The following is a 22,989-nucleotide window of genomic DNA, read 5'->3' as shown; positions in this document are numbered from 1 at the left end:
GCCCACCAGAGATCCCGACGCGGACTGGACAGATCAGGAAGCACGTCGAGGACGGGTTCCACCGCTGCGATATCGCGGATCGTCGTCGCCGTCGCGTCGCACGGAACGCCGTCGATCCGGCTGTTGCGCTCGCTGCGGTGCCCGCTGCCGATCCCGCTGCGGCGCCCGAGCAGGTGCCCGCCGAGCTTGCTGACGTTCCCGCGGCTTCGGCGGCGGCTTCTTCGCCTCACCGAAGCGCGGCTTACCGAAAACAAATGGAATCCATCCGCGGCCACTACTTTCGAGCGACGCTACGGCCTCCGGTTCACGGAACGCTGCGTGTGCGATCAAGCCGAACATCAACAGCGTCGTGATCATCGACGTTCCACCGGCCGAGATGAGCGGCAACTGCAAACCCGTCACAGGGATCAGTCCAACCACGTACGCGATATTGATGAAGGCCTGCATCACGATCAACGTCGTTGCGGTCGCTGTCATGACTTTGAGGAACGGATCGGTCGAACGCGTTGCGATTCTCAGACCGACCAGAAGGACTGCGACAAAAAGCGCTACCACGATCAGCGCACCGATCAGTCCGAGTTCTTCACCGATCACCGCGAAGATGAAGTCGTTGTGTGCCTGAGGAAGATAACTCCATTTGGCGTCGGACTGTCCGAGGCCGCGTCCGAAAATTCCGCCGTTCGCCAACGCGTACTTGGCTTGAGTGCTTTGAAAATTCAGGCCCTGCGGATCCAGATCAGGATTCAGATATGCCTTGATTCGATCCGAGCGGTAGCCGGCGGTAAGCCCGAGAACGAGGAAGGCGACGCCGGACCCCAATGTGAGAATGATGAACGTCTTGATCCGGAACAATCCGAACCATAGGACCGACATGAAGATGATGCCGATCGTGATCGTCGTGCCGAGGTCCTTCTCCAACACGACGAGAACGAGAACAAGAAGTGTGGTGCCACCGATGACCGGCAGGGCTCGATTGACGTCGAGTCGTGCATTCATGAACGACGCCACCGTCGCCGCCGACCAAATGGCCAGCGCAAGTTTGGCAAGTTCCGACGGCTGAAACGAGATTCCGGCGACGACGAACCAGCTTCGGGCGCCCATCTGTTCCGATCCGATACCCGGAATCAGAACCAGCACGAGTAGGACGAGACACACGATCAACAGCCACGGCGAGTATTTACGCATCAGTTCCGTAGGCACTCGTACGACAACTACGAACAACACCAGGCCGATCGCCGCGAACATACACTGCGGCCAGAACCGGGCATACGACGTGCCGGAGAGGACATACGATTCGATGCTCGACGACGAGAGCACCATCAACAAACCGAAGGCCACGATCAGGATGACCAAGCCGACCATCATGTTGAAGTCGAACAACGGACGATTGGTCCACATCGCTGCACGGGCACGGAAAGTCATCGGCTCGCCCCTGCGCGCTTTGCCTTTGTCGTCGCTCCGATCCGTCACCACTTCAATATCGTCCCACGACTTCTAACTCGTGGGTAACACTGGTCTCACGGGCCACACCCCGCACAGCACAAACCCCGCCCGACTCGCGTCGGACGGGGCTTGTCGGGGTGGCGGAAAGTTACTTCGCGCCCATCCATGCCTGATCGAACAGCATGATGCCGGTCGCGGTCGGAACCACACCGTGCACGTTCTTCTGCCATGCCCAGAACGAGGACAAACCACCGACCGGCGCCGACGGCACCGTCTCGTTCCACAAGGTCTGGATCTTGCTGATCACTGCCAACGCGGAAGCGTTGTCCTTGGTCTGCTGCAGTTCTGCGATCAACTGGTCCATCGCGGGATTGGCGTAACCCGCGGTGTTGGACTTCGAGGTGCTGTTGGTGGTCGAGAACAGTCCGAGGTCCGGAATCGACTCGTAGAGGCCGATGCCGGCGTGTGCGAGGTCGAAATCGTTCTTGACGTAGACGTTCTGAACGATGTCACCGGCGTTGTTGGCGAGAATCAAGTTGACCTCGAAGCCGACGGCCTGCAGAAGTGACTGCACGGCCAGGCCGATCGCGTGGTCCTTGGGCTCACTGAGAACGATGTAATTGAGCTTTCCGTTGTATCCATCGGCCTTGGCCTGGGTCAGAAGTTCCTTGGCCTTGGCCGAATCGTAGGCGATGCCCGGGGTGTCGACGTGCCACTGCGACGTCTTACCGAAGAGCTCGGATCCGGGCAGTCCTTCGCCGTTCTCGGCGCGCTGATCGATCAGCTCGGGATCCAGTGCATAGCCGATGGCCTGGCGGACCCGAACATCCGAACCCGGGCGACCCTCGCGGTTGTTGATGATTTCTGCGCTACCGGCGTTGAGAACGTCCATGTATCCGGGGTATCCGGCAGACTTCGCAGAGTTGATGGCTGATGTGAGACCACGAATGTATGCAACGTCCAACTGGCCGCTGTTGAGGGATTCGAGGTTGGCCTGCGGCCCGTTGAGCGCCACCATGCGCAACTTCTCAAGCTTCGGAGCGCCACCGTAGTACGCGGGGTTGGCCTTGAAAACTCGCTCGACGCTCGGGGTGAACAGATCTTCGGTGAACGGTCCGGCACCGATAGCGGTGAACTTGTCACCCTGCTGCGATGAGGGAGCGACGATCATACCGTGGCCGAGAGCAAGCATCGAGGGGAAACGCATCCACGGTGCTTTGAGGTGGAAGACAGCGGTGGAGGCGTCGACGGCGTCCATTGATGTGACGGAAGCGACCCACAGTTCCGCTCCGTTGCCCTTACCGGCGTTGTACCGATTGATGCTCGCAACGACTGCATTTGCATCGACCGGGGTTCCGTCGCTGAACTTCGCTCCGTCGCGGAGCTTCAAGGTCCACGTCGTGCCACCGTCGCTGGTTTCGAGTGACTTGGCGAGTTTCGGCTGAAAATCGCCGCTCGTCGTGTCGTAGTTCACCAGAACGTCGTACACGGCAGCCAGCGCCTCGCCGCCCGATCCGCCACGTGCTGCTGTCTTCGTCGGATCCAGAGTTGCCGCCAGGACCTGCACACCGTAAGTCAGTGTTCCGCCGGCCACGGCGGGGCCGGGGTCAGCCTGCGGGTTGACCATCCCGGTCAATGCAGCTGAGGCCGTGGAGTCACCGCCGGCAGAACTGGTGTCATTGTCGGTGCTGGCGCAGCCCACGAGCAATATGCCCGCAGCTGACAACGCAACCGCCACACGGCTGATTTTCCCGATGCGTCTGGATCTCGAGTTCGACACGTTCACTTCCCTCTTGTGCAGTAAAGAAGGGCCGACCATCGAGAGACGGTCGGACCACGCGCCGCCATGGAATGGGGCGCAGTGGCCAATACTGCTAACGGAAGGCAAGTGACGCACGGCACGTTCCCGCTGACCGGAATCTCTCAGGAAACTTACAGTCCGATCGGTCTCGAAGGCGAAACGATAGAACGCAATAAAAAAAGCTCCAGATTCGCGTTCTGAGAACGTCGAAACTGAAGCTTGATATATCGAGTTTTGGTGGCCAGGGCCGGGATCGAACCGGCGACCTTCCGCTTTTCAGGCGGACGCTCGTACCAACTGAGCTACCTGGCCGGACGGCACCCGAACCGAATGCCTACGCATTGCGTTGTTCTCAGTCAAATGACTGAGAACAACGCTTTGCGACCCTGACGGGACTCGAACCCGCGACCTCCGCCGTGACAGGGCGGCGCGCTAACCAACTGCGCCACAGGGCCTTGCTTTTTCCTTGCTGTGAAACCGTACTACATCTTCTCGCTGCTCCCAAACCACTGTCCTAGCTGGGCATTTCTGCAACTCAAAGCTTGTCGTGCGGGTCTTGCCGGTCAAACCATACTGCATCGTTTCGCTTTCGCAAAACGTACCCCCTACGGGATTCGAACCCGCGCTACCGCCTTGAAAGGGCGGCGTCCTAGGCCGCTAGACGAAGGGGGCCCGTCGGATCACTCCGAACTAGTTCCCCAACGGCATTCCGTTGGGAGCTTGGATAGCTTAAGACACGTAGCTGGAAAAACCCAAATCGCCAGGTCAGGCAGCGGAAATCGCACTATTGCTGCACGTAGGACTCAACCGGAGCCCATCCCTCGCGATGAAACTTCTCGAGCCATTCCGCACTGGCCATCGCTTCGAGCACTACTTCGAGGGACTCTTCGAACCAGTCCGCGAGATCACCGTTCTGCGAAGTCAGGTCCGCCATGTAGCGCTGGCCGGCAAGACTTGCAGCAAGGACACGTGTGAACTTCTCGGTATCCGCGCCTTCACGGAAGAGCCCTGCATCCTGCGCCAGTGTCGCGAACTGATGCGCTGAGCGCCCCCACACCTGACCGGCACCGGCCTGAACATCGGCGTAGAACTCAGGCTCGATGATCAGCCTGAACTCCGCCCGCACGATCACATTGGTGCGGAACAGCGTCGCGACGTCACGCACCAGACCGTGCAGAAGCTGAAACGGGTCAAGATCAGTGCGCTTCGCCCATTGATCGGTGACGTCGGTAAATAGCTCGATTGCGCCGGTAAGGATCGCCCTCGCCAGCTCTTCCTTCGACTGGAAATGGAAGTACATGGCGCCCTTGGTGGCTTGAGAGCCATCAAGAATCGCGTTGACCGAGGCGGCCGCGTATCCCCGCTTGGCGAACTCACTTGCAGCCGCTTCGACCAGGGAGGCGCGGGTACGCCGCGCACGCTCTTGTTGACGTGCCATTGGCGGTGTCATACCTCTCGACGAGTCGGTCTCCGAAAGATGCCGCCTGCGGCACCCACAATCCCCCGAAAGTTCACAATATCTTCTCGACATACGTCCCGTAAGTCATCACGTGACACCCACCAAAAGTACTAGTGGGTGTCAGTCAGTCAGATGACACCGAAAAGACGGCCGGTTCACATAACACACCGAGTGGTATTGTTTTGCTCGCTCGGGTGCGGCGCAGGGGGTGCGCATCCGAGCTTTCTTATTCCCCAAGGCCGACAATGGATCACTCACATTGCACGGATCTCAACGCAGGCCCACCTACTTGAACAACCAAAGGTACTATTTATTCCGGTAGAACATCCGGAAATCCAGGATTTTTGGATAAATTACACAGTTAGGCTGCCTAATTTAAGGGCGGTTGAGGAGTTGACAATGACCCAAGAAGAGATCGACATCCTGTGGGAAGACCTCGGCGTGTTCACACGACGCCTACGCACCGAACGCGGTGAACGCGGCCTCAGCCTCACCCATATCCAAGCCCTCGGACATCTCAACCGGAGCGGGCCGATGACCGCAAAAGATCTCGCGCAACTCGAGCGTGTCACGCCCCAATCGATCGCTAAAACGATCATGACGCTCGAGAAACAGCGGATGGTGACCCGTCGATCAGACCCGTCGGACGGCCGCGCCAATCTGATCGACCTCACGGATTTAGGGACATCGACACTCCGCGACGACCGAGTGCACATGACACGGTGGCTCACTGACACGCTCGACGTCGAGTGCACCGACGCCGAGCGCGATCTTCTCCTGATCGCCGGAAGAATCCTGCGCAGACTCGGCCATTCCACACCCTCCCCATCCCCTTCAGCCCAACCTCGAACTGCCTCCAAACCATGACGGACGCCAACACGGCATCGGCACCACGGGCGTCCGTCCCGCTTCGACTGAGCCTCGCCCTGGGATCCGGCACGATCCTGCAGCCACTGAACTCATCGATGATTGCCGTGGCGATCGTTCCCATCGCAATACATTTCGGTTCGAGTTCCGGCACAGCGTGGGTGATCTCCGCGCTCTACATCGCTACGGCAGTCGCCGCTCCGACTGCCGGGCGCCTGGGCTCAATCCTCGGAGCCAAGCGCACCTACCTCGCCGGCCTCGGCCTGATCGCCGCCGGCGCGATCCTCGGATCACTCGCCCCGTCGTTGGGCTGGCTCATCGCCGCACGAATACTCCTCGGAATCGGCACGGCCACGCAATATCCCAACGCCATGACCGTCGTCCGCCGGTACGCCGATCAGCACAAAGCTCAGACACGTTCCGCAGTAGCGACACTCACGATCTGCGCACAATCCGTCGTCGCGCTGGGACCAACTCTGGGCGGCTTACTGGTCGGAACACTCGGATGGCAGTCCATCATGTGGATCAACCTGCCGCTCGTAGTCGTCACCGGCCTCTGGGTCTCGTTCGCCACCCCCGCCGATCCACCACGACCGAACAAATCGAGCACTACCGCCTTCGTCCGCTCGTTGGATCCACTCGGCATCACACTCTTCCTGGTCCTTGTCACGACGACGATGCTTTTCCTTCTGTCTCTCTCCGACGGCCCGTCCTGGTATCTGCTGCCGGCAATCGCCGTATCCGGAATTTTGTTCACACTGTGGGAACGTCGAACGGACGCACCGTTCATCGACGTCCGCGCAGTCGCGGCCAACCATGCATTGAGCATGACCCTCGGCCGCGCCCTCCTGACCTACACCGCCTTCTACTGCATATTCTTCGGACTCCCCCAGTGGCTGCAGGTCGGGCGTGGCATGTCGCCCACCACCGCCGGTCTGTTCATGCTTCCCATCGCCGCCGTGGGAATCGTTTCCACCATGGCCGCATCCCGGACCTACGGCCTCTACGGCGCGAGAATCACCTTGCTGATCGGGACTGCAGCACTGGCCGTCGGAGGACTTCTCGTCGCTTTCGTGGAATCGAGCAGCACTCCCCTCGTTGTCCTACTTGTCGTCGCCGCGATCCTCGGCATCCCGAACGGCTTCAACAACATGGGGAATCAAAATCTCGTCAACTCCGTAACCACCTCCGCCGACGTCGGAATGGCTATCGGCCTCTACCGGACGATCCAGTACATCGGAGCCAACCTCGCGGCCGTCGTCATCGAACTGACCATGCGCGGAACTATCGACGATGCCGGTTTACACCGCACCGGAGGAGTCATCACGATCATCGGAATCACCCTATTAGTGGGGGTGGTGTTTTCACGCTCTCTTCGTTCTGGTTAGACTCTGCGCCGCGCCCCTATAGCTCAGTTGGTAGAGCTACGGACTTTTAATCCGCAGGTCGTAGGTTCGAGTCCTACTGGGGGCACCAACAGCAGCCTGGCACTTCTCTCCAGAGAGTGTCAGGCTGTTTTTGTTTCGGTATCCGCGTTGCCGTCGGCACGCCGCGGGCTCTCGATTTCCGCCCTTGATTGCGATTCGCATCGTTTCAGAATTGTTCGGTTTGCTACTTTTATGCGAGTGAGGGTCACCCCTCGGATTCGCTCGACCCAGCACCACAGTTCAGTGATTCCTCACGGAACTTCTTGTGCGCGAATGCCGTAACGAATTACGTCGCGAAAGCCAGAGGCAACAATGTCCGACATAGACACTCGTATGCCAGTGGCACCACCACCGGTACCGTACGAACCCGACGACCGCTGGGTTCCGGTGGACCGACGATGGTTCGGCCTCGACCGCGAAACGCTTGTACCGGCTGCGATAGTGCTCGCCATCGCGATTGTGATGAGCATTGTCATTCCGGCGATCAACGACTCGGTTCCCTACGACGACGGGGTCGTGGCCGGTGACGTCATGGAAATCGAAGGCGGCGTGACATTCATCCCGGCGCTCGGGTGGGGAATCACCGCTGGCGTTCGCGCAACCGACCTTCCGACTGCTGGTTCGTTCCCCCCGCGCGCGACCTTGGTCAACGGCGGTGCAATGTTCACGGTGTACACAGCGCCGTTTGCCGGCGAGGCGAACGCCCTCCTCGAACAGATCAAGAAGACATCGGACGCCCTCGCAACCGAGAAATCATTGCGAGTAAGCGACGATTCCACTGCGATCACTACAGTCGACGGGCTTCGCGGCGTGCTGACCAGTTATTCGAACTCGAACGCCGACGGCGTGATCGCAGCATTTGTCGTCGACGGCAAGGGCATCGAAGTGGTCTCCACCGGCCCGATCGACGTGGACCCCACGATCACCGACGACGTCGCTCGCATGATCGTGAGCATCAGCCATCAAACCGGAGAGGACTCACGATGAGCGCATCCACCGTCTCGACAGCAAGCGACCTCACCGCCGCCCGCACCGGCGCGATCGAAGACTCCGGATGGGGTCGGTCGTTCACGTTCTACCAACCACGTAACGCCGCATTCTGGGTCTATCTGATGCTGGTCGTCAGCGGAGCCTTCAAACTCTTCTCGATACTGTCCGCCTCGGCGGCTGCCTACGCAGATGCGATCGTGCTCTCCGTGGTGTTGTTCAGTGTGTACGGCGCAATTTTCTGGTGGTTCACACACCACATCGACCGCTATGCACGCCAGCCCGTCAAACTGATCGTGGTCGCCTTTCTGTGGGGAAGCTTCGCTGCAACGTGGGTGATGGCGGCCAACGCGAATGACGCGATCCTCTCCCTCTACGCCAAGGTGTTCGGACAAGCCTGGGCGTCCGACTGGGGCGCCGGCCTGGCGGCACCCTTCACCGAAGAAATCGCCAAGGGCGTCGGCATGCTGTTGCTCATCGCACTGGCATCACGCTTGGTGCGCACAGCATTCGACGGGTTCATCCTCGGAGCATTCATCGGACTGGGCTTCCAGATCTTCGAAGACGTTCTCTACGCACTGAACTCCGCCGCATCGCAGTTCGGTGCCGATCCGGTGGGCGCGGCAATGTCGACCATCATGCTGCGCATGGTCTTCGGTGTAGCTGCTCATACCCTCTACAGCGCGATCTTCTGCGCCGGTCTCGTCTATTTCCTCGGCCGCCCGGCCGAGCCACGCCGTGTGGGCCGCGGTCTCGCATTCATGGCAGCAGCCATGCTGCTCCATGGGCTCTGGGACTCTGCGGGCGCACTCGTGCAGGGCAAGAACGCACTCATCTTCCCACTGTTCATCATCATGATCGCGGCTGCGCTTACCCTCGTGGTCCGAGTGTTCCGGATGACGGTTCCTCGTGAGCGTCAGTTCCTTCGGGACATCCTGGCCCCTGAGGCCGAACACGGCGTCATCACTGGTGACGAGCTCACAGCATTGTGCGGCGACCGTAAGGCCCGCAAGGCCTTCCGTAAATCTGCTGGAACCCAGGCAGCCCGCAAGCGCAACGGGTACGTGCTCGAGGCCGCTGCAGATCTCGCCGACGCTCTGGCAGATTCACGCGGAACCGACACCGGTCGAGTCGAATTCACTCGATCCGAGGTAAGTCGGATCAGAAGCGGTCAGCCTTCGATCAAAGCCTGACCCCTATCGAACAGAAACCGCCGCAGATGACCTTGTCGGTCATCTGCGGCGGTTTGCGATCTAGCCCTCATCCTCTGGCTCAGCTTTGCATTGGATCCAGTGCAAGTATCCGATTTGCGATATTTCAGGGCGCTGCGCGAATTCACTGGATCGCGGCGTTAATATTTCGCAGTGAACACACAAAAGCACGAGGCTGCCCGACGCATCACCGGGCGCCAGCTTTCCTACCTTGCCTTCGCCATTGTGGTCATTGCGTACCTAGTGATAATCCAGTTCGGCGGCCGCCTCATTGCTGGATGGGGTAACGAGGACAACACCCTGACCACCCACGGGGTCGTCTTCACCCTGCTGATCCCACTCGGGCTCGCCCTGGTCTTCGTATACGGGGTCATCACAGCTTTGGGATGGTGGCGACCGGTAATCAAGGATGACCGCCCGGTCAACCGCTGGGTATGGGTCGTGCCCATCATTCTGCTTGTCGCCATCGTGGTGGGCATCGATTACAGTGCGCTCGCCGAGAAGGGTTGGCTATTCATCATCGTCCTCCTCATCGCCACACAGTTTGTCGGATGGGGTGAGGAAGGAATGTTCCGCGGCATCGGTGTGACTGTGTTGCGCAACCACGGCCTCCGCGAGGGCCAGGTTGCCCTGTGGTCCAGCCTCATCTTCGGCGCTGTCCACCTAACGAACGTCTTCGGAAATGGCGCTTCCACGGTCCCTCAGGCGATCATGGTCAGTCTCGCCGGGTACTTCTTCTATCTCACTCGCCGGGTCTCGGGCAGTAACGCGCTGAACTCCGTACTGCACGGACTCTTCGACTTTGCACTGCTCAGCGGTTCCGCGATCCTGCTGGACCAGCAGGGCTATGTCGGGGCCTTCGCTCCCATTCTTGCCTACCCGATCCTGGCAATCATTCTGCTTGTCAAACGCCGTGACATCGAACCGTCCCAGCCCGTCGATGCCTCGGCCCCATCCCACACGTAGATGCGCCGGCCCGGCGCAGCGAACCGCGCCGGGCCACTAGGGGTACATCTCGATGTGCGTTTCAACCGGTGCGCTAGCTGCAGTTTCTACCGAAAACAGCATTGTCAGCGCGCACAAGAATCTGTCGAAACACATGCAGCATCACAGTCAGGAACTCGCGATCAATCGCCGGACTGATTCGACTGCCGTCAGCCGGCGCTGAGCTGAAGTTCGAGAGACCTTCCCAGCACCGGGGCGAGACAAAGTCCTGGCGATCTCGGTAATCACGAACAGCAGTTCCGACGCATTCCATGCGGGATCGATGTGACCCTCCGCCTGTCCCCGACGAATTTCCTCGATCTTGGGCCGGAAAGTCCTACTACGTATGTCGTTGTCGCTCATAACATCCGGCGCTTCGAGATCTGCCCACTCCTGCAGACGAGCATTCTCGGGATGAGCCACGTAATTGTCGAAAAGCCGCCCCATGTATCCGGGCAGGTCGTCGCCGCGTAGTGCCGTTTCTGATGTGGTTTCGAGGGTCCACTGCGCCGTGACGGCAGCAAACAACTCTTCCTTGCTCGCGAAGTACGCGTACAGACGATCCTTGCTGGCGCGCGCGTCTGTGGCGATCCGATTGATCCGAGCGCCGGCCAGACCGTACCGGGCAAATTCTTCCTTCGCGGCCGCAAGAATGCGATCTCTGGTGGCTTCCCCGGCTGAACGCATGTGGACAGCTTAGATCGAATTACCCGTTGCCGAACCATCTGGTTCGGCGTAGCGTCCAGAGTTGGCGAACAGTTTGGTTCGCAAACTTGAACGACGACCGCAAGGATCCCCATGAATCTCGACGAGGCCCGCACTGCATTCACACGGCTCCGAGCGACTGAGAGCGGTGTGTCACCGACGGAACTCGACAAGATCTGGGCAGCACTCGACACCGTCGCAGCAGCAGACATCCTCGGCGAATGGAAGGGCGACGACTTCGCTACCGGCCACCGACTGCACGACGCACTGGCCGCGACCCGCTGGTACGGCAAGACATTCAACTCGCTCAACGACGCCAAGCCGCTGATCTGCCGCGACGAAGACGGCAACCTCTACTCCGACATCAAGGGCGGCAACGGAGAAGCGAGCCTGTGGAACATCGAATTTCGCGGCGAAGTGACCGCAACGATGGTCTACGACGGAGTATCGATCTTCGACCATTTCAAGAAGGTCGACGAACAGACACTCATGGGAATCATGAACGGCAAGTCGAAGTTGGTGTTCGACAACGGTCAGCACTACTACTTCCTGCTCGAGCGAGTTTGATTCACGCCGAACAGAACTCGACCTACGCCATGCAGATGACAGCGGCACTGTCTCGCGGTCCCGAATCGCCGTTCACACTCGAAACCGTCCAGATCGATGCCCCGCGTGCAGACGAGATATTGGTACGTGTTGTCGCGACCGGACTGTGCCACACAGACCTGTTCACCAAATCCTTACTGCCGGAAAAGGTTGGTGCCTGCCTGTTCGGGCACGAGGGTGCGGGAATCGTCGAGGCCGTGGGCTCCGAAATCACACACATCGCTCCCGGTGATCACGTACTCCTGAGCGTCCGTAGTTGCGGTACCTGCCGCCAATGCGTCGACGGACACCGAGCGTATTGTGAACGCTCCCACCAACTCAACAGCTCGGGTGTTCGCACCGACGGTTCGTCTCCGATCCAACAGAACGGTGCACCGATCAGAGCCGCCTACTTCGGGCAGTCCAGCTTCGCGCAATACGCGATCACAACAGCCGACAACACCGTTGTCATCGATCCGGCCGTCGACCTCACGGTTGTCGCTCCGCTGGGTTGCGGGTTTCAGACGGGCGCCGGCACTGTACTCAATATGCTTCGGCCCAAACCTGACTCGACGTTTGTCATCTTCGGAGCCGGCAGCGTCGGGTTCGCTGCCCTGTTGGCCGCAAGAACAGCCGGGGTCACCACCATCGTCGCAGTCGACCCGGTAACGGAACGTCGAAAACTTGCCGAAGAGTTCGGCGCAGTCACGATCGACCCGGCAACCGACAACGTCGTCGATGCTGTGCGCGCTGCCACCGACGGCGGATCCACGCATGCATTGGACACCACCGGAATTGGCGCAGTTATCAATCAAGGTGTCGCATCACTGCGTGCACGTGGAACGCTGGCCGTGGTCGGACTTGGTGCACGCGAAGTCGCTCTGAACATGGCAGACATCATGCTGAACGGGAAGACAGTTCGGGGGTGCATCGAAGGCGACTCGGACGTCACAACTTTCATTCCCCGACTCGTCGAACTCTTCAACGCCGGCAGCTTCCCGATTGATCGTCTGGTAACGCCCTATGCGTTCTCCGACATCAACCAAGCTGTCGCCGATCAAGCCTCGGGAAAGGTGATCAAACCCGTCCTGTTGTGGTGAACCAAGCGCCGGTTCACTTTTCGAGATTCGGACTCTCGACATTGGCCTCGGGCGCAACTTTCTTGTTGTCGCCCTTCTTGCCGTCGCCGCGCATCTTCGCGAGTTCCTTGCCTCGCTTGTTGTACATGTACCCCAGAAATACGATGCCGATGAACAACGCCACACCAATTACAGCGCCCAGCACCGAAGCACCGCGGAAGCCGGGGCCGTCGACATCGAGGACACGTTCGCCGGCGTGCGCGGCACTGCTGTTGCCGAGAACGATGCTCAGCGTCAGCAGGTTGGGCAAAGCAAAGATCACGCCGAGCACCAATGCACTGATCTGCATGACACGAGCATGCTTGCGCTTGCGTACCTGCCAGATCGCACGGAAGAAGAGCAGCGGAACCAACGTGCATACGAGCCCGAACATCACGCCCCACGCAATGCCTCCACTGAAACTGCCGTCGGCGAGCGACGCAATCCGCTGAGACCACCAGCGCGGGAGGTACGCGGCGAGAATCAAATACGTGATGACCAGTACTACTGCCGCCACCGCGATGGTTATGGCCTTCTTCGCCCACGGCGGCATTCCGGGTGCAGTTGTAGCCGGTGATGTTTCCGGTGTCGTCATGACAAATCCTCGTTTTGGTTCGGCACTGTTGTTGTCACGAATCTAACTGCTGGCCGCCGCGGGTATCTGCATCGAACACAATTCGGGCAAGCCGCTGGGGTGCCACCAGCGTGTAGGAGGTGTAGATCCATTCTTCGAGTTGATCCCACAGTTCTTCGGGGACGTCGGCACCGATGTCCAGAACGACCCAACCGTGCCTCCCCAGCCCGTAGCTCGCCGGACTGACAAAAGACTCCGTAGCCACAACAGCTTCGGCCTCTTCCTTGCTCAGCTTCACCGTCAGAGACGTCGCTTCGACATTGCAGAACACGAAGTTCTTGCCCCGCACCCGAAATGTGGGATGCCCGTCCCATGCCTCGATGTCGACGCGCTGAGCCTCGGGAAGACTCAGCGAGATCTCCTCGAGCCGAACCATGTTGTCCGTCATGACAGAAGATTGTGCACCTAGTTCTCGGCGCATCCCACCCGCAATCGCGTTAGGCTCCGTTCGACCGCGTTAGACGACCCCAATCCTTCGGGAGAGTGGCATGCGTACGTTTGTTCATGTGGTGCTGCTGATCTGCGGCATTGCCATTGCAGTCGGCTCATTCATGTCGATATTGGCCGGCGTGAAACCCATCAACGTCCGCCTCGAGGATTTGAGAGACGGGTTTCCGGTGGGCTGGGTGATCGAGCAGATCGGCGAACAATCCGTGACGTTCTATCGATCGATGATGATCCTGCTCCTTGCTGCCGCAGTGCTGATTCTCATTGCCGCGCTGTTCGGCTCGCGCATCGCGGCCTGGCTGGGAATCGTTGTCGGTTTGGGGACACTGGGCACGTTTTATTACCGCGTGAACGACCAATTCGGCAACGTCATCAGGGAAAACTACTCCACAGTCCTGACAAATCAGACAGGATTCATTTTGACCGCCGGTGGTCTGATTCTCGCGCTTCTTGCCTGCCTTGTTCCTCGCGAGAAGGCCGGATCCTGACCACAGAGCAACCTCAGGGTTACTCGAGGGTTGAACATTGACTAGTGTCTGCACCAACCGGGTGCGGACCAAGGAAACACCCCAGAAGAGGTAGGCATCAATGGCTTCGCTCGACGACCTTCTGTCACAGATCCCGATCGACCAGATTGCGCAGCAGCTGGGCGTAGATCGTGCAACTGCGGAAACCGCAGTGAAATCAGCACTTCCGACGCTTGTCGGTGGCCTCGGCGCCAACGCACAAGACGAGGCCGGAGCGGCTTCACTCGAGAGCGCATTGCAGGCGCACGCGAACACCACAATTCTCGACGACGGCATCGACATCAGCAAGGTCGACACCGAAGACGGACAGAAAATTGTCGCGAATATCTTCGGCAACAACACTGATCAGGTCGCCAGCACGCTCGGCGGAGTCGGCGGTGGCAACGATCTGGTGAAGCAACTTCTCCCGATTCTGGCACCGATCGTCCTGGCTTACCTCGCCAAGCAGTTCACAGGCGGTGGCGGCGGCAATGCAACGCAGACTCAGGCTTCAACCGGTGGCGGCGGCGGCCTCGGCGATCTATTGGGCGGATTGCTCGGCGGCGGTAATTCCGGCGGCGGCATCGGCGGCGCACTGGGTGGCCTCCTGGGAGGCTCCGGCGGAGGCGGTATCGGCGATCTACTGGGCGGGCTTCTCGGCGGCGGCAAGAAGTAATCTCACAGTGCGGCGACTCCCGAACCGGAGTCGCCGCACTGACTTCAGCCCACCGGCACGGATCTGAACATCTTCAGCGACAACGCCATTGCGACGAGCAGCAAGCAACCGACAAAGGTACTGACCCCATTCCACCCGCCTGCGGCGTAGGCGGCACCCGCCACGACACCGGCCACCGACGAGCCCCCGTAGTAGGCAAACAGATAGAGCGCCGACGCCTCCGCCCGATGAAGCTGGGCAAGCCGTCCCACCCACCCGCTTGCCACCGAGTGTGCCGCAAAGAATCCGCCGGTGAAGAGCAACATTCCCGCCAGAACCAGAACTAGATTGTCTGGAACGGTTAGTGCCAGACCCAATGCCGTCACTGACACGGAGCCCAGCAGTACCCACTTCCGCCCCAACTTGTCCGCGGCGATGCCGGCTACCGTCGAAGTGAATGTCCCGGCGAGGTAGAACAGGAACACCAAGCCCACAACAGTCTCGGAAAGTCCGAAAGGTGCACTGGAAAAACGAAATCCGAGAAAATTATAGACCGACACAAATGCACCCATCACGATGAAACCCAAGATGAAGAGCGTCCGTAACGATGAATCTTCAAGGTGAACACGAAGATTCGTGACCAACCTTCTCAGAGAGACCGGCTGGGGCCGGAAGAACTGTGATGTCGGCAAGGTACGAATCATGATGAGCGCAAACACCGTCGAGACCATTGCGACCGCAAACAAGGCCCAGTGCCACGTACTCACATCGATAACCGCCGACGGGATCAGCCTGCCGATCAATCCCCCGATCGTGGTGCCCGCGACGTATCGACCCATCGCAGCGCCCAAATCCTTCGGGTCGATCTCTTCTGCCAGGTAGGCCATCGCGACTGCGGGAATGCCGGCCAGTGCAGCACCTTGGAACGCCCGACCTACCAGGAGAACCTCGATCGTCGGACTGAGCGGCAAGAGTAGGCCGATCACACAGGAGGTGACGGCCCGGTATCCGCGCGACCCGCGCCGGTGCGGCACGACATTCGCGGCAACTTCTGTCGAAACACTCATCGAATTACCTCCGTCGCAAATCCTCCCGCCCCACCACAACAAATGAAAATGCATCAATGTCGGCTTATATATGCCTCAGACGCATATAGATTCACGGAGTGATGCTGACCGAAGATCTCGAATGGTTTGTTGTGCTTGCCGAAACCCAGCAGGTGACCGCCACGTCGGACCTCACCCATCTGTCGCAGCCCACACTGTCGCGCAAACTCGCACGACTCGAACAACAGATCGGCGTGCCGCTGTTCGACCGCCACGGGCGCCGGCTCACCCTCAACCGCTACGGCCGAATTCTCTACGAACACGCCGGTAGTGCACTGAAAAATCTCCAAGATGCGCAGCGTCGGATCGACACGCTTCACAGTCCCGACATCGGCACCGTTCGGCTCGACTTTCTCCATTCCTTCGGCACCTGGCTGGTTCCGCGGATGCTGCGGAGCTATCGGGTCGCACATCCCGATGTGCGGTTCGAACTGCACCAGGACCGCGCACAATTCCTGACCGATCGCATCTCGTCCGGCGAGACCGACCTCGCCATCGTCTCCCCACAACCGGACAACCCTGCGCTCGCGTGGACACAGATTGCGCAGCAAAGACTCGCTCTTGCCGTGCCGGTCGGGCATCGATTTGCCCAACTGCAGCAGGTCGAACTCTCACAGGCTGCGGACGAACAGTTCATCGGGATGCAATCCGACTTCGGCATACGAAGAATTCTCGACGAAATGTGCGCCGCTGCCGGTTTCACTCCCGAATTCGTATTCGAGAGCAGCGAACTCGCCACCGTCGGCGGTCTGGTCTCGGCGTCATTGGGAGTCGCGGTCATGCCGATCCAGGATCCGCCCATCTGGGCGGAAGGAATTGTCTATGTCCCCATCGCCGACGCCCAGCGCAAAATCGGCCTCATCTGGGCTGACGACCGGGCATTGCCCCGGCCTGCACTCGAATTCCGTGACTTCGTGCGGGGAAATACTTGGTCCTGAAATTCACACACACAACCTCACCAGCAGGTATGATTCCGATCACATGCGATCAGAACGGATCAGACAATTCGGTCGATCGACGAAACTGATCAATCAGCATCTAGCTACGGGTCGGTAACATTCGGTCCTGGGGGAAAATTCATGCCATTCTCTTCAAACCTACGGTGCCGTAGGCTGGGGCGAAGTCGGGCATTCACTCAACACGGAGGCAATCAATGACGAGGAATCTGACGCAGCTCGAGCTGCTACAGGAACTGCAGCCGGTCGCGGAAGAGAACGTCAACCGCCACATCTCCATGGCAAAAGAATGGCATCCCCACGACTACGTCCCGTGGGACGAAGGTCGCAACTTCGCAGCCATGGGCGGCGAAGACTGGAGCCTCGAACAGTCGCAGCTCGGTGAAGTAGCTCGCGCCGCGATGATCACCAATCTCCTCACCGAAGACAACCTGCCGTCGTACCACCGTGAGATCGCCGAGAACTTCTCGCAGGACGGCGCTTGGGGCACCTGGGTCGGTCGTTGGACCGCCGAGGAGAACCGTCACGGCATCGTGATGCGCGACTACCTCGTCGTGACCCGTGCCGTCGACCCCGTCGAACTCGAACGCCTCCGCATGGAACATATGGTCACCGGCTACAACCCGGCCGTCCCGGACGACGGAGCCGGCGTGCTGCACTCCGTGGCCTACGTGACGTTCCAGGAACTCGCGACGCGCGTCAGCCACCGCAACACCGGCAAGGCCTGCAACGAACCCGTCGCAGACAAGATGCTTCAGCGCATCGCTGCCGACGAGAACCTGCACATGATCTTCTACCGCAACATCTGTGCCGCAGCACTCGACCTCGCTCCCGACCAGACCCTGAGGTCGGTAGCGAATATCGTGCAGAACTTCGAGATGCCCGGCAGCGGAATGCCGAATTTCCGTCGCAACGGGGTCCTCATGGCGAAGCACGGAATCTACGATCTTCGCCAGCACATCGACGAAGTTATCTGGCCCGTCCTGCGCAAGTGGAACATCTTCGAACGCAACGATTTCAGCGCCGAAGGTGAGAACACGCGCGAGGAGTTGGCGGCATACCTCGAGAAACTTGACGGTCAGGCAACCAAGTTCGAGGAGCAGCGCGATCGCATGCTCGCCCGCGAAGCAGCAAAGCGCGAACAGCAGGCTTCTTAATTTCACCAGCTATTCTGTGCCCGGTACCGGATTCGGTACCGGGCACTTTCAATTGTCAGAAATATTTGTTCAGAGGTAGTCATGTCATCCCTTCGCATCGGTTCACTCGAGCTGCACAGCCCCGTGGTCCTCGCACCTATGGCAGGCGTCACCAACGTCGCCTTCCGCACGCTCTGCCGTGAACTCGAACTCGAACGGGCCGGCAGCACCTCCGGTCTTTACGTCTGCGAGATGGTCACGGCACGCGCTCTCGTCGAGCGCCAGCCGGCCACCTTGCACATGACAACCTTCGGCCCCACCGAAACTCCACGATCCCTGCAGCTGTACACCGTCGATCCGGACACGACGTACGCCGCAGCCAAGATGATCGTCGACGAGAACATGGCCGATCACATCGATATGAACTTCGGCTGTCCGGTCCCCAAGGTGACACGTAAGGGCGGCGGCTCAGCGCTGCCGTACAAGCGCCGTCTGTTCGGTCAGATCGTCGCGGCTGCAGTCCGCGCCACCGAAGGCACCAAAATCCCGGTCACGGTGAAGATGCGCGTCGGTATCGACGCCGACCACCACACGCATCTCGACGCCGGACGCATCGCTGCAGCTGAAGGTGCTGCCGCGATTGCTCTTCACGCCCGCACCGCGTCGCAGCGATACTCCGGAACTGCGGACTGGAACGAAATCGCACGCCTCAAAGAACACGTCACCGACGTTCCGATCCTCGGCAACGGCGATATTTTCGACGCCTCCGACGCGGCCCGGATGATGGACGAAACCGGATGCGACGGCGTCGTCGTGGGCCGTGGATGCCTCGGACGCCCCTGGTTGTTCGCCGAACTCAGCGCTGCCCTCAACGGCCAGACCATCGCCACTCCTCCGACGCTCGGTGAGGTCACCAAGATCATCGCCCGCCACGCGCAACTTCTGGCCGCGCACCACGGTGAGATGAAGGGACTGCGTGAGCTTCGTAAGCACGTTTCCTGGTACATGCGCGGCTTCCCGGTCGGATCAGATCTGCGGGTCTCGATGGCATTGGTCAGCACACTGACCGAACTCGACGATCTTCTCGGACAGCTCGACCACGACGTGCCGTTCCCCAAGGACGCCGAGGGCCCCCGCGGTCGCCAGGGCTCCCCTGGTCAGGTTGCTTTGCCTGACGGTTGGCTCGACGATCCCGAGGACGATGTGGTGCCTGTCGGCGCAGACATGATGCACTCGGGCGGATAGCTTTCAATGTGAATTCGGTCGATTCGTCGGCTTTCTGAGTGGATAACTCAGGATTCACCAGTAATATGGCTGCAGCTTCGCCAAAAGGTGTTGTTGTACAGCGGAAAACAGAACGAACTGTCCGAATCGGCAGTCGACGACGGGACAGGTTGCATCGGTGGGTGATGATCACGACTCGGGCCCGCCTTCGCCCGAAAGCCGGGCACCGTGGGAACGGCCACTCGCCGATCAGCGATACCGCAACCGCCGTTCGGAGCGCCCGAAACCGACACCTGAATCCGAGCCGAAAGCGCCGGGAACAGAACGTCGAATCGCCGGCCTGTTCGGTCGACGCGACTCCCCCAATACCGAAGACAGCATTTCGGTTGCGGAACTCGTCGCCCGAGTAGGCGACGCACCGACCGATTCGAATCTGCACAGTGGACCCGTTCCGACACCCCCGATAGCACCGGCTGCAGCCGAATGGATCTCCAGCGAGCCGCCCACGTCCGCGTCTCCTCGAGTCGTCAACGCAACCGGCGGTAGCAGGCTCGCGCTGAACAAGATCAAGCGTCGTCAGCGCCTCAAGGTGATCAGCAGATCAGCCGTCGCGTTCCTGGCCGTGATGTCCTTGACCTTGACAGGCGTCGTCTGGGGTTACCAGCACGCGACCGACGGCAAGTTCGAACAGATCGCAGCACTCGATACCAACTCCGACGACATCGTCGACGCACTCGGCCAGCTCGGCGACGAAACCTATTTGATCGTCGGTACCGACACACGTGCCGGAGCGAGCGGTGAGATCGGTGCCGGAACGGTCGACGACGCCGAAGGCGCCCGCGCCGACACTGTGATGCTGGTCAACATCCCAGCCGATCGAAGCCGCGTCGTCGCCGTCTCGTTCCCCCGTGACCTCGACGTCGACCGCCCGATGTGCAAAGCGTGGGACAACAACACCGGCACTTACACCAGCGAATACTTCCCCGCCGCAAGCGGTGAAAAACTGAATGCAACGTATGCACTCGGCGGACCCAACTGCCTGGTCAAGGTCATCCAGAAGATGTCCGGGCTCAAGATCGGCCACTTCGTCGGCATGGACTTCGCCGGATTCGAGCGCATGGTCGACACCGTCGGCGGCGTCAATATTTGTTCACCGGTCCCCATCGAAGACGGCATTCTCGGCACTGTCCTACCGACCAGCGGCAACCAATTGCTCGACGGCCGGACGGCACTCAACTACGTCCGCGCCCGCCACGTCGAAGCCGAGGGCAACGGCGACTACGGACGCATCACGAGACAGCAGAAATTCCTGTCCGCTCTCCTCCGGTCGGCGCTGTCCAACCAGGTGCTCCTCAATCCCGGCAAGCTCAACGGTTTCATCAACGCCTTCACCAGCGACACGTTTGTCGAGAACATCGATACGAAGTCACTGGTCACGCTGGGTCGATCGTTGCAGAACGTCGACGCCGGATCGGTCACGTTCCTGACCGTCCCCACCGACGGCACCAACGACTGGGGCAACGAGATCCCCCGGACCGACGAGATCAAAGCCCTGTTCCAGGCAATCATCGACGACGAACCCTTACCTGGTGAAGAGCGGCCAGCAGACGACGAACCGACGTCGAGCAGCACGACGCCGCCGACGTCGAGCGCCCCAATGCCGGATGCAACGACGGTCGAAGCAATGAGCGCATACAACGTCTCCCTCGATGTCTCGAATGCATCAGGAATTTCCGGCCGAGCCGCCACCATCGCAGAAGAACTCAAGGCCCAGGGCTTCCATATCGCCAACGTCGGCAATGCCGCCGCGGCCACCGGCCTGACCAACGTCAAGTCCACTCAGACTGTGGTGCGGTACGCGCCCGGCTACGAAGCAGAGGCCGCAACAGTGGCGTCCGCAGTCCCCGGTGCCGTCCTCGTGCTCACGCCGAGCATGGGCGAGATGATCGAGCTTGTGATCGGAAGCGATTTCTCCGGAACAGTCGTCACGCCGGCTGATCCTGGCACAACGCTCTCGGCCGAACCGAAATCCGTGGATACCAGTGCCTCGACATCACTTTCTCCCGACATCGCCGCAGTCAATGCCGGCGACACCGCCTGCATCTGACGAGCAGATCATTCACCTTGCGTTCACCTGTCGCTGGTGACTTGGCCTTTCAGGGCACGTAGGCTCTGACCTCATGCGCGTGGCTTACAACGAACAGATGACCGAGCTTGCTGACATGCTCGGCGAGATGGCAGGACTGGCAGGTACCGCCATGGAGCGCGCCACCCAGTCGCTGCTCCAAGCTGACCTATCCCTTGCCGAGCAGGTGATCGGAGAGCACGACAAGATCACCGACCTCAGCACCCTGTGCGAGGAGCGTGCCTTCGCGCTGCTCGCCTTGCAGGCTCCTGTTGCCGGCGATCTCCGATCGGTTGTCAGCGGAATCCAGATCGTCGCCGACATCGACCGCATGGGCGCCCTCGCCCTGCACGTTGCGAAAATCGCGCGTCGTCGTCACCCCAACCATGTGCTTCCTGAAGAAGTCAACGGCTACTTCGCCGAAATGGGGCGTATCGCCGTATCCATCGGCGCAGCGGCCAAGGAAGTTCTCGAATCTCGCGATCCCGAGCGCGCGGCACGTCTGGTCGAAGACGACGAGGCGATGGACGATCTCCACAGCCACCTGTTCACCGTCCTCATGGATCGTGACTGGAAGCACGGCGTTGCCGCTGCCATCGACATCACGTTGCTCGGCCGCTTCTACGAGCGCTTCGCCGACCACGCAGTCGAGGTCGGCCGACGAGTCATCTTCCTGGTTACCGGAAAGCTGCCGGAAGAACCCGAGAAGATCGAAAAGGTCGACAAGCTGACCTCGTACCCGAATCTGTAAACACTCCGCAAATGTGAGTTGAAGGCGGCCGTGCACCATGCACGGCCGCCTTTCCTATCAGCGTGCGCTCAACCACTCTTCCAACGTGGGACCCGCGGACATCGACCCCGGCCCGGGGAGCAAAGCTCCACTGCGCATGGCCTTTCCGGCACCGGGTACCGATATCGGAATCAATAATTTTCGCTGACCACGGCGTTGCAAGATCGTGCGTGTCATCGCCGGAATTTCCAGGTCCTCGGGTCCGGCAAGATCTGCCGCGCGCCCCGACGGACCTTGCTCGACGCAATTCAGCAGCGACCGGGCGACAGTCTTTGCCGCGACCGGTCGCGAGAGCATCCGCGGTACCAACGCCACTGGACCGAAACCCATGACGGATACGGTCTTTTCACCGAACTCGAACCATTGTGTCGATCGCAGAATCGTGAACGGGATTCCCGACGCTTCCACAGCGCGTTCTTGCGCTGCCTTGCCTTGGTAGTACCCGAATGCTTTCAGTCGAGGATCGTCGCAATTGACGATCGAGAGCAGCACATGGTGTTTCACCCCGGCCTTGCGTTCGGCCTTGGCAATATTTTCGGCCGCCGATTCGAAGAACGCCACAGCCTTCTTTGCGTTGTTGGTGACGTGATCGCTGACGTCGACTACTGCGTCGACACCATCGAACGCCGCGTCCATACCCATTCCGGTGCTGATGTCGACGCCGGTCGAGCGGGCAGCAATCACCACGTCGTGGCCTGCGTCCCTTGCCGCAGTGACAACAAGTTTTCCCATCAGGCCTGTTCCGCCTAGTACTGCAATCCGCATCATTGCCTCCGTCAACACATTCTGCCCTGTTCGCGTCAGTCGCGACATGAGATAGACG

22 protein-coding genes and 4 tRNA genes are annotated in these 22,989 nt (G+C 60.1%); 15 read left to right on the top strand and 11 right to left on the bottom strand.

Annotation, left to right across the window (positions count from 1 at the left end):
* Positions 1 to 33: 33 nt before the first annotated feature.
* The 6 genes from ftsW to BDB13_RS08670 form a co-directional block, all read right to left on the bottom strand.
* Positions 34 to 1,422 carry a putative lipid II flippase FtsW gene (gene ftsW, locus BDB13_RS08695; RefSeq protein WP_254922759.1) on the bottom strand — a complete coding sequence of 463 codons (1,389 nt, stop codon included), beginning with the start codon at positions 1,420 to 1,422 and terminating at the stop codon, positions 34 to 36.
* A 169-nt stretch (positions 1,423 to 1,591) separates the two neighbouring features.
* Entirely contained in the window at positions 1,592 to 3,181 is a 1,590-nt protein-coding gene (locus tag BDB13_RS08690) for an ABC transporter substrate-binding protein (protein ID WP_254922758.1), read from the bottom strand.
* 298 nt (positions 3,182 to 3,479) lie between these two features.
* Positions 3,480 to 3,556 (bottom strand) — tRNA-Phe (locus tag BDB13_RS08685).
* A gap of 69 nt (positions 3,557 to 3,625) precedes the next feature.
* Positions 3,626 to 3,699, bottom strand: a tRNA-Asp gene (locus tag BDB13_RS08680).
* Between the two features lie 144 nt (positions 3,700 to 3,843).
* Positions 3,844 to 3,916: transfer RNA gene (locus tag BDB13_RS08675), tRNA-Glu, on the bottom strand.
* 112 nt (positions 3,917 to 4,028) lie between these two features.
* Entirely contained in the window at positions 4,029 to 4,682 is a 654-nt protein-coding gene (locus tag BDB13_RS08670; protein ID WP_094271281.1) for a TetR/AcrR family transcriptional regulator, read from the bottom strand.
* A 420-nt stretch (positions 4,683 to 5,102) separates the two neighbouring features.
* On the opposite strand from BDB13_RS08670, the gene BDB13_RS08665 reads away from it, so the two are divergent.
* The 6 genes from BDB13_RS08665 (at position 5,103) to BDB13_RS08640 (ending at position 10,161) form a co-directional block, all read left to right on the top strand.
* Positions 5,103 to 5,570 (top strand): MarR family winged helix-turn-helix transcriptional regulator, encoded by a 468-nt coding sequence (locus BDB13_RS08665; protein WP_094271280.1) that lies wholly within the window; start codon positions 5,103 to 5,105, stop codon positions 5,568 to 5,570.
* A complete protein-coding gene (locus tag BDB13_RS08660; RefSeq protein ID WP_094271279.1) occupies positions 5,567 to 6,958 on the top strand; it encodes an MFS transporter in 1,392 nt (463 codons plus the stop codon). Before BDB13_RS08665 ends, BDB13_RS08660 begins: the two co-directional genes overlap by 4 nt.
* A 12-nt stretch (positions 6,959 to 6,970) precedes the next feature.
* Positions 6,971 to 7,046: transfer RNA gene (locus BDB13_RS08655), tRNA-Lys, on the top strand.
* A gap of 284 nt (positions 7,047 to 7,330) precedes the next feature.
* Entirely contained in the window at positions 7,331 to 7,984 is a 654-nt protein-coding gene (locus BDB13_RS08650) for a hypothetical protein (RefSeq protein WP_254922757.1), read from the top strand.
* Positions 7,981 to 9,177 (top strand): PrsW family intramembrane metalloprotease, encoded by a 1,197-nt coding sequence (locus BDB13_RS08645; RefSeq protein ID WP_094271277.1) that lies wholly within the window; start codon positions 7,981 to 7,983, stop codon positions 9,175 to 9,177. The genes BDB13_RS08650 and BDB13_RS08645 overlap by 4 nt, the downstream gene beginning before the upstream one ends.
* Positions 9,178 to 9,348: 171 nt before the next feature.
* Entirely contained in the window at positions 9,349 to 10,161 is an 813-nt protein-coding gene (locus BDB13_RS08640; protein ID WP_094271276.1) for a CPBP family intramembrane glutamic endopeptidase, read from the top strand.
* Between the two features lie 147 nt (positions 10,162 to 10,308).
* Here BDB13_RS08640 and BDB13_RS08635 read toward each other — a convergent pair whose 3' ends face one another.
* Entirely contained in the window at positions 10,309 to 10,866 is a 558-nt protein-coding gene (locus BDB13_RS08635) for a TetR/AcrR family transcriptional regulator (protein WP_094271275.1), read from the bottom strand.
* 111 nt (positions 10,867 to 10,977) lie between these two features.
* Here BDB13_RS08635 and BDB13_RS08630 point away from each other — a divergent pair, with 111 nt between their 5' ends.
* Positions 10,978 to 11,451, top strand: a complete 474-nt coding sequence (locus BDB13_RS08630) for a DUF4334 domain-containing protein (protein ID WP_094271274.1) — start codon at positions 10,978 to 10,980, stop codon at positions 11,449 to 11,451.
* Positions 11,452 to 11,480: 29 nt separating this feature from the next.
* The gene (locus BDB13_RS08625; protein ID WP_176459708.1) at positions 11,481 to 12,569 is read left to right on the top strand and encodes an NAD(P)-dependent alcohol dehydrogenase; all 1,089 of its coding nucleotides are present in this window, start codon (positions 11,481 to 11,483) and stop codon (positions 12,567 to 12,569) included.
* A 13-nt stretch (positions 12,570 to 12,582) separates the two neighbouring features.
* On the opposite strand, the gene BDB13_RS08620 is transcribed toward BDB13_RS08625, so the two are convergent.
* Positions 12,583 to 13,182, bottom strand: coding sequence for a hypothetical protein (locus BDB13_RS08620; protein ID WP_094271272.1), 600 nt, complete (start codon positions 13,180 to 13,182; stop codon positions 12,583 to 12,585).
* A gap of 34 nt (positions 13,183 to 13,216) precedes the next feature.
* On the bottom strand, positions 13,217 to 13,609 hold the full coding sequence (locus BDB13_RS08615) for an MmcQ/YjbR family DNA-binding protein (protein ID WP_094274781.1): 393 nt from the start codon (positions 13,607 to 13,609) through the stop codon (positions 13,217 to 13,219).
* A gap of 100 nt (positions 13,610 to 13,709) precedes the next feature.
* Here BDB13_RS08615 and BDB13_RS08610 point away from each other — a divergent pair, with 100 nt between their 5' ends.
* On the top strand, positions 13,710 to 14,156 hold the full coding sequence (locus BDB13_RS08610) for a hypothetical protein (RefSeq protein ID WP_094271271.1): 447 nt from the start codon (positions 13,710 to 13,712) through the stop codon (positions 14,154 to 14,156).
* A 100-nt stretch (positions 14,157 to 14,256) separates the two neighbouring features.
* Complete coding sequence (locus BDB13_RS08605) at positions 14,257 to 14,850, top strand: DUF937 domain-containing protein (RefSeq protein ID WP_094271270.1); 594 nt, start codon at positions 14,257 to 14,259, stop codon at positions 14,848 to 14,850.
* Between the two features lie 44 nt (positions 14,851 to 14,894).
* Here BDB13_RS08605 and BDB13_RS08600 read toward each other — a convergent pair whose 3' ends face one another.
* Positions 14,895 to 15,896: an MFS transporter gene (locus BDB13_RS08600; protein ID WP_254922756.1), complete on the bottom strand. Its 1,002-nt coding sequence runs from the start codon at positions 15,894 to 15,896 to the stop codon at positions 14,895 to 14,897.
* A 98-nt stretch (positions 15,897 to 15,994) separates the two neighbouring features.
* On the opposite strand from BDB13_RS08600, the gene BDB13_RS08595 reads away from it, so the two are divergent.
* From BDB13_RS08595 to phoU, 5 genes are all read left to right on the top strand, one after another.
* Positions 15,995 to 16,873, top strand: a complete 879-nt coding sequence (locus tag BDB13_RS08595; RefSeq protein WP_094271268.1) for a LysR family transcriptional regulator — start codon at positions 15,995 to 15,997, stop codon at positions 16,871 to 16,873.
* Positions 16,874 to 17,088: 215 nt separating this feature from the next.
* Entirely contained in the window at positions 17,089 to 18,048 is a 960-nt protein-coding gene (locus BDB13_RS08590) for an acyl-ACP desaturase (RefSeq protein ID WP_094271267.1), read from the top strand.
* An 81-nt stretch (positions 18,049 to 18,129) separates the two neighbouring features.
* Entirely contained in the window at positions 18,130 to 19,272 is a 1,143-nt protein-coding gene (dusB, locus tag BDB13_RS08585) for a tRNA dihydrouridine synthase DusB (RefSeq protein ID WP_094271266.1), read from the top strand.
* Between the two features lie 157 nt (positions 19,273 to 19,429).
* Complete coding sequence (locus BDB13_RS08580) at positions 19,430 to 21,358, top strand: LCP family protein (RefSeq protein WP_094271265.1); 1,929 nt, start codon at positions 19,430 to 19,432, stop codon at positions 21,356 to 21,358.
* A 73-nt stretch (positions 21,359 to 21,431) separates the two neighbouring features.
* Positions 21,432 to 22,127, top strand: coding sequence for a phosphate signaling complex protein PhoU (gene phoU / locus BDB13_RS08575; RefSeq protein ID WP_094271264.1), 696 nt, complete (start codon positions 21,432 to 21,434; stop codon positions 22,125 to 22,127).
* Between the two features lie 57 nt (positions 22,128 to 22,184).
* On the opposite strand, the gene BDB13_RS08570 is transcribed toward phoU, so the two are convergent.
* On the bottom strand, positions 22,185 to 22,979 hold the full coding sequence (locus BDB13_RS08570; RefSeq protein WP_254922755.1) for an SDR family oxidoreductase: 795 nt from the start codon (positions 22,977 to 22,979) through the stop codon (positions 22,185 to 22,187).
* Positions 22,980 to 22,989 lie beyond the last annotated feature (10 nt).

The sequence above is a fragment of the Rhodococcus sp. OK302 genome (assembly GCF_002245895.1).
In the GTDB taxonomy this organism is placed as follows: Bacteria; Actinomycetota; Actinomycetes; order Mycobacteriales; family Mycobacteriaceae; genus Rhodococcus_F.
The sequence above is the reverse complement of the archived record's forward strand: the minus strand, read 5'-3'. Positions and strand labels throughout refer to the sequence as shown.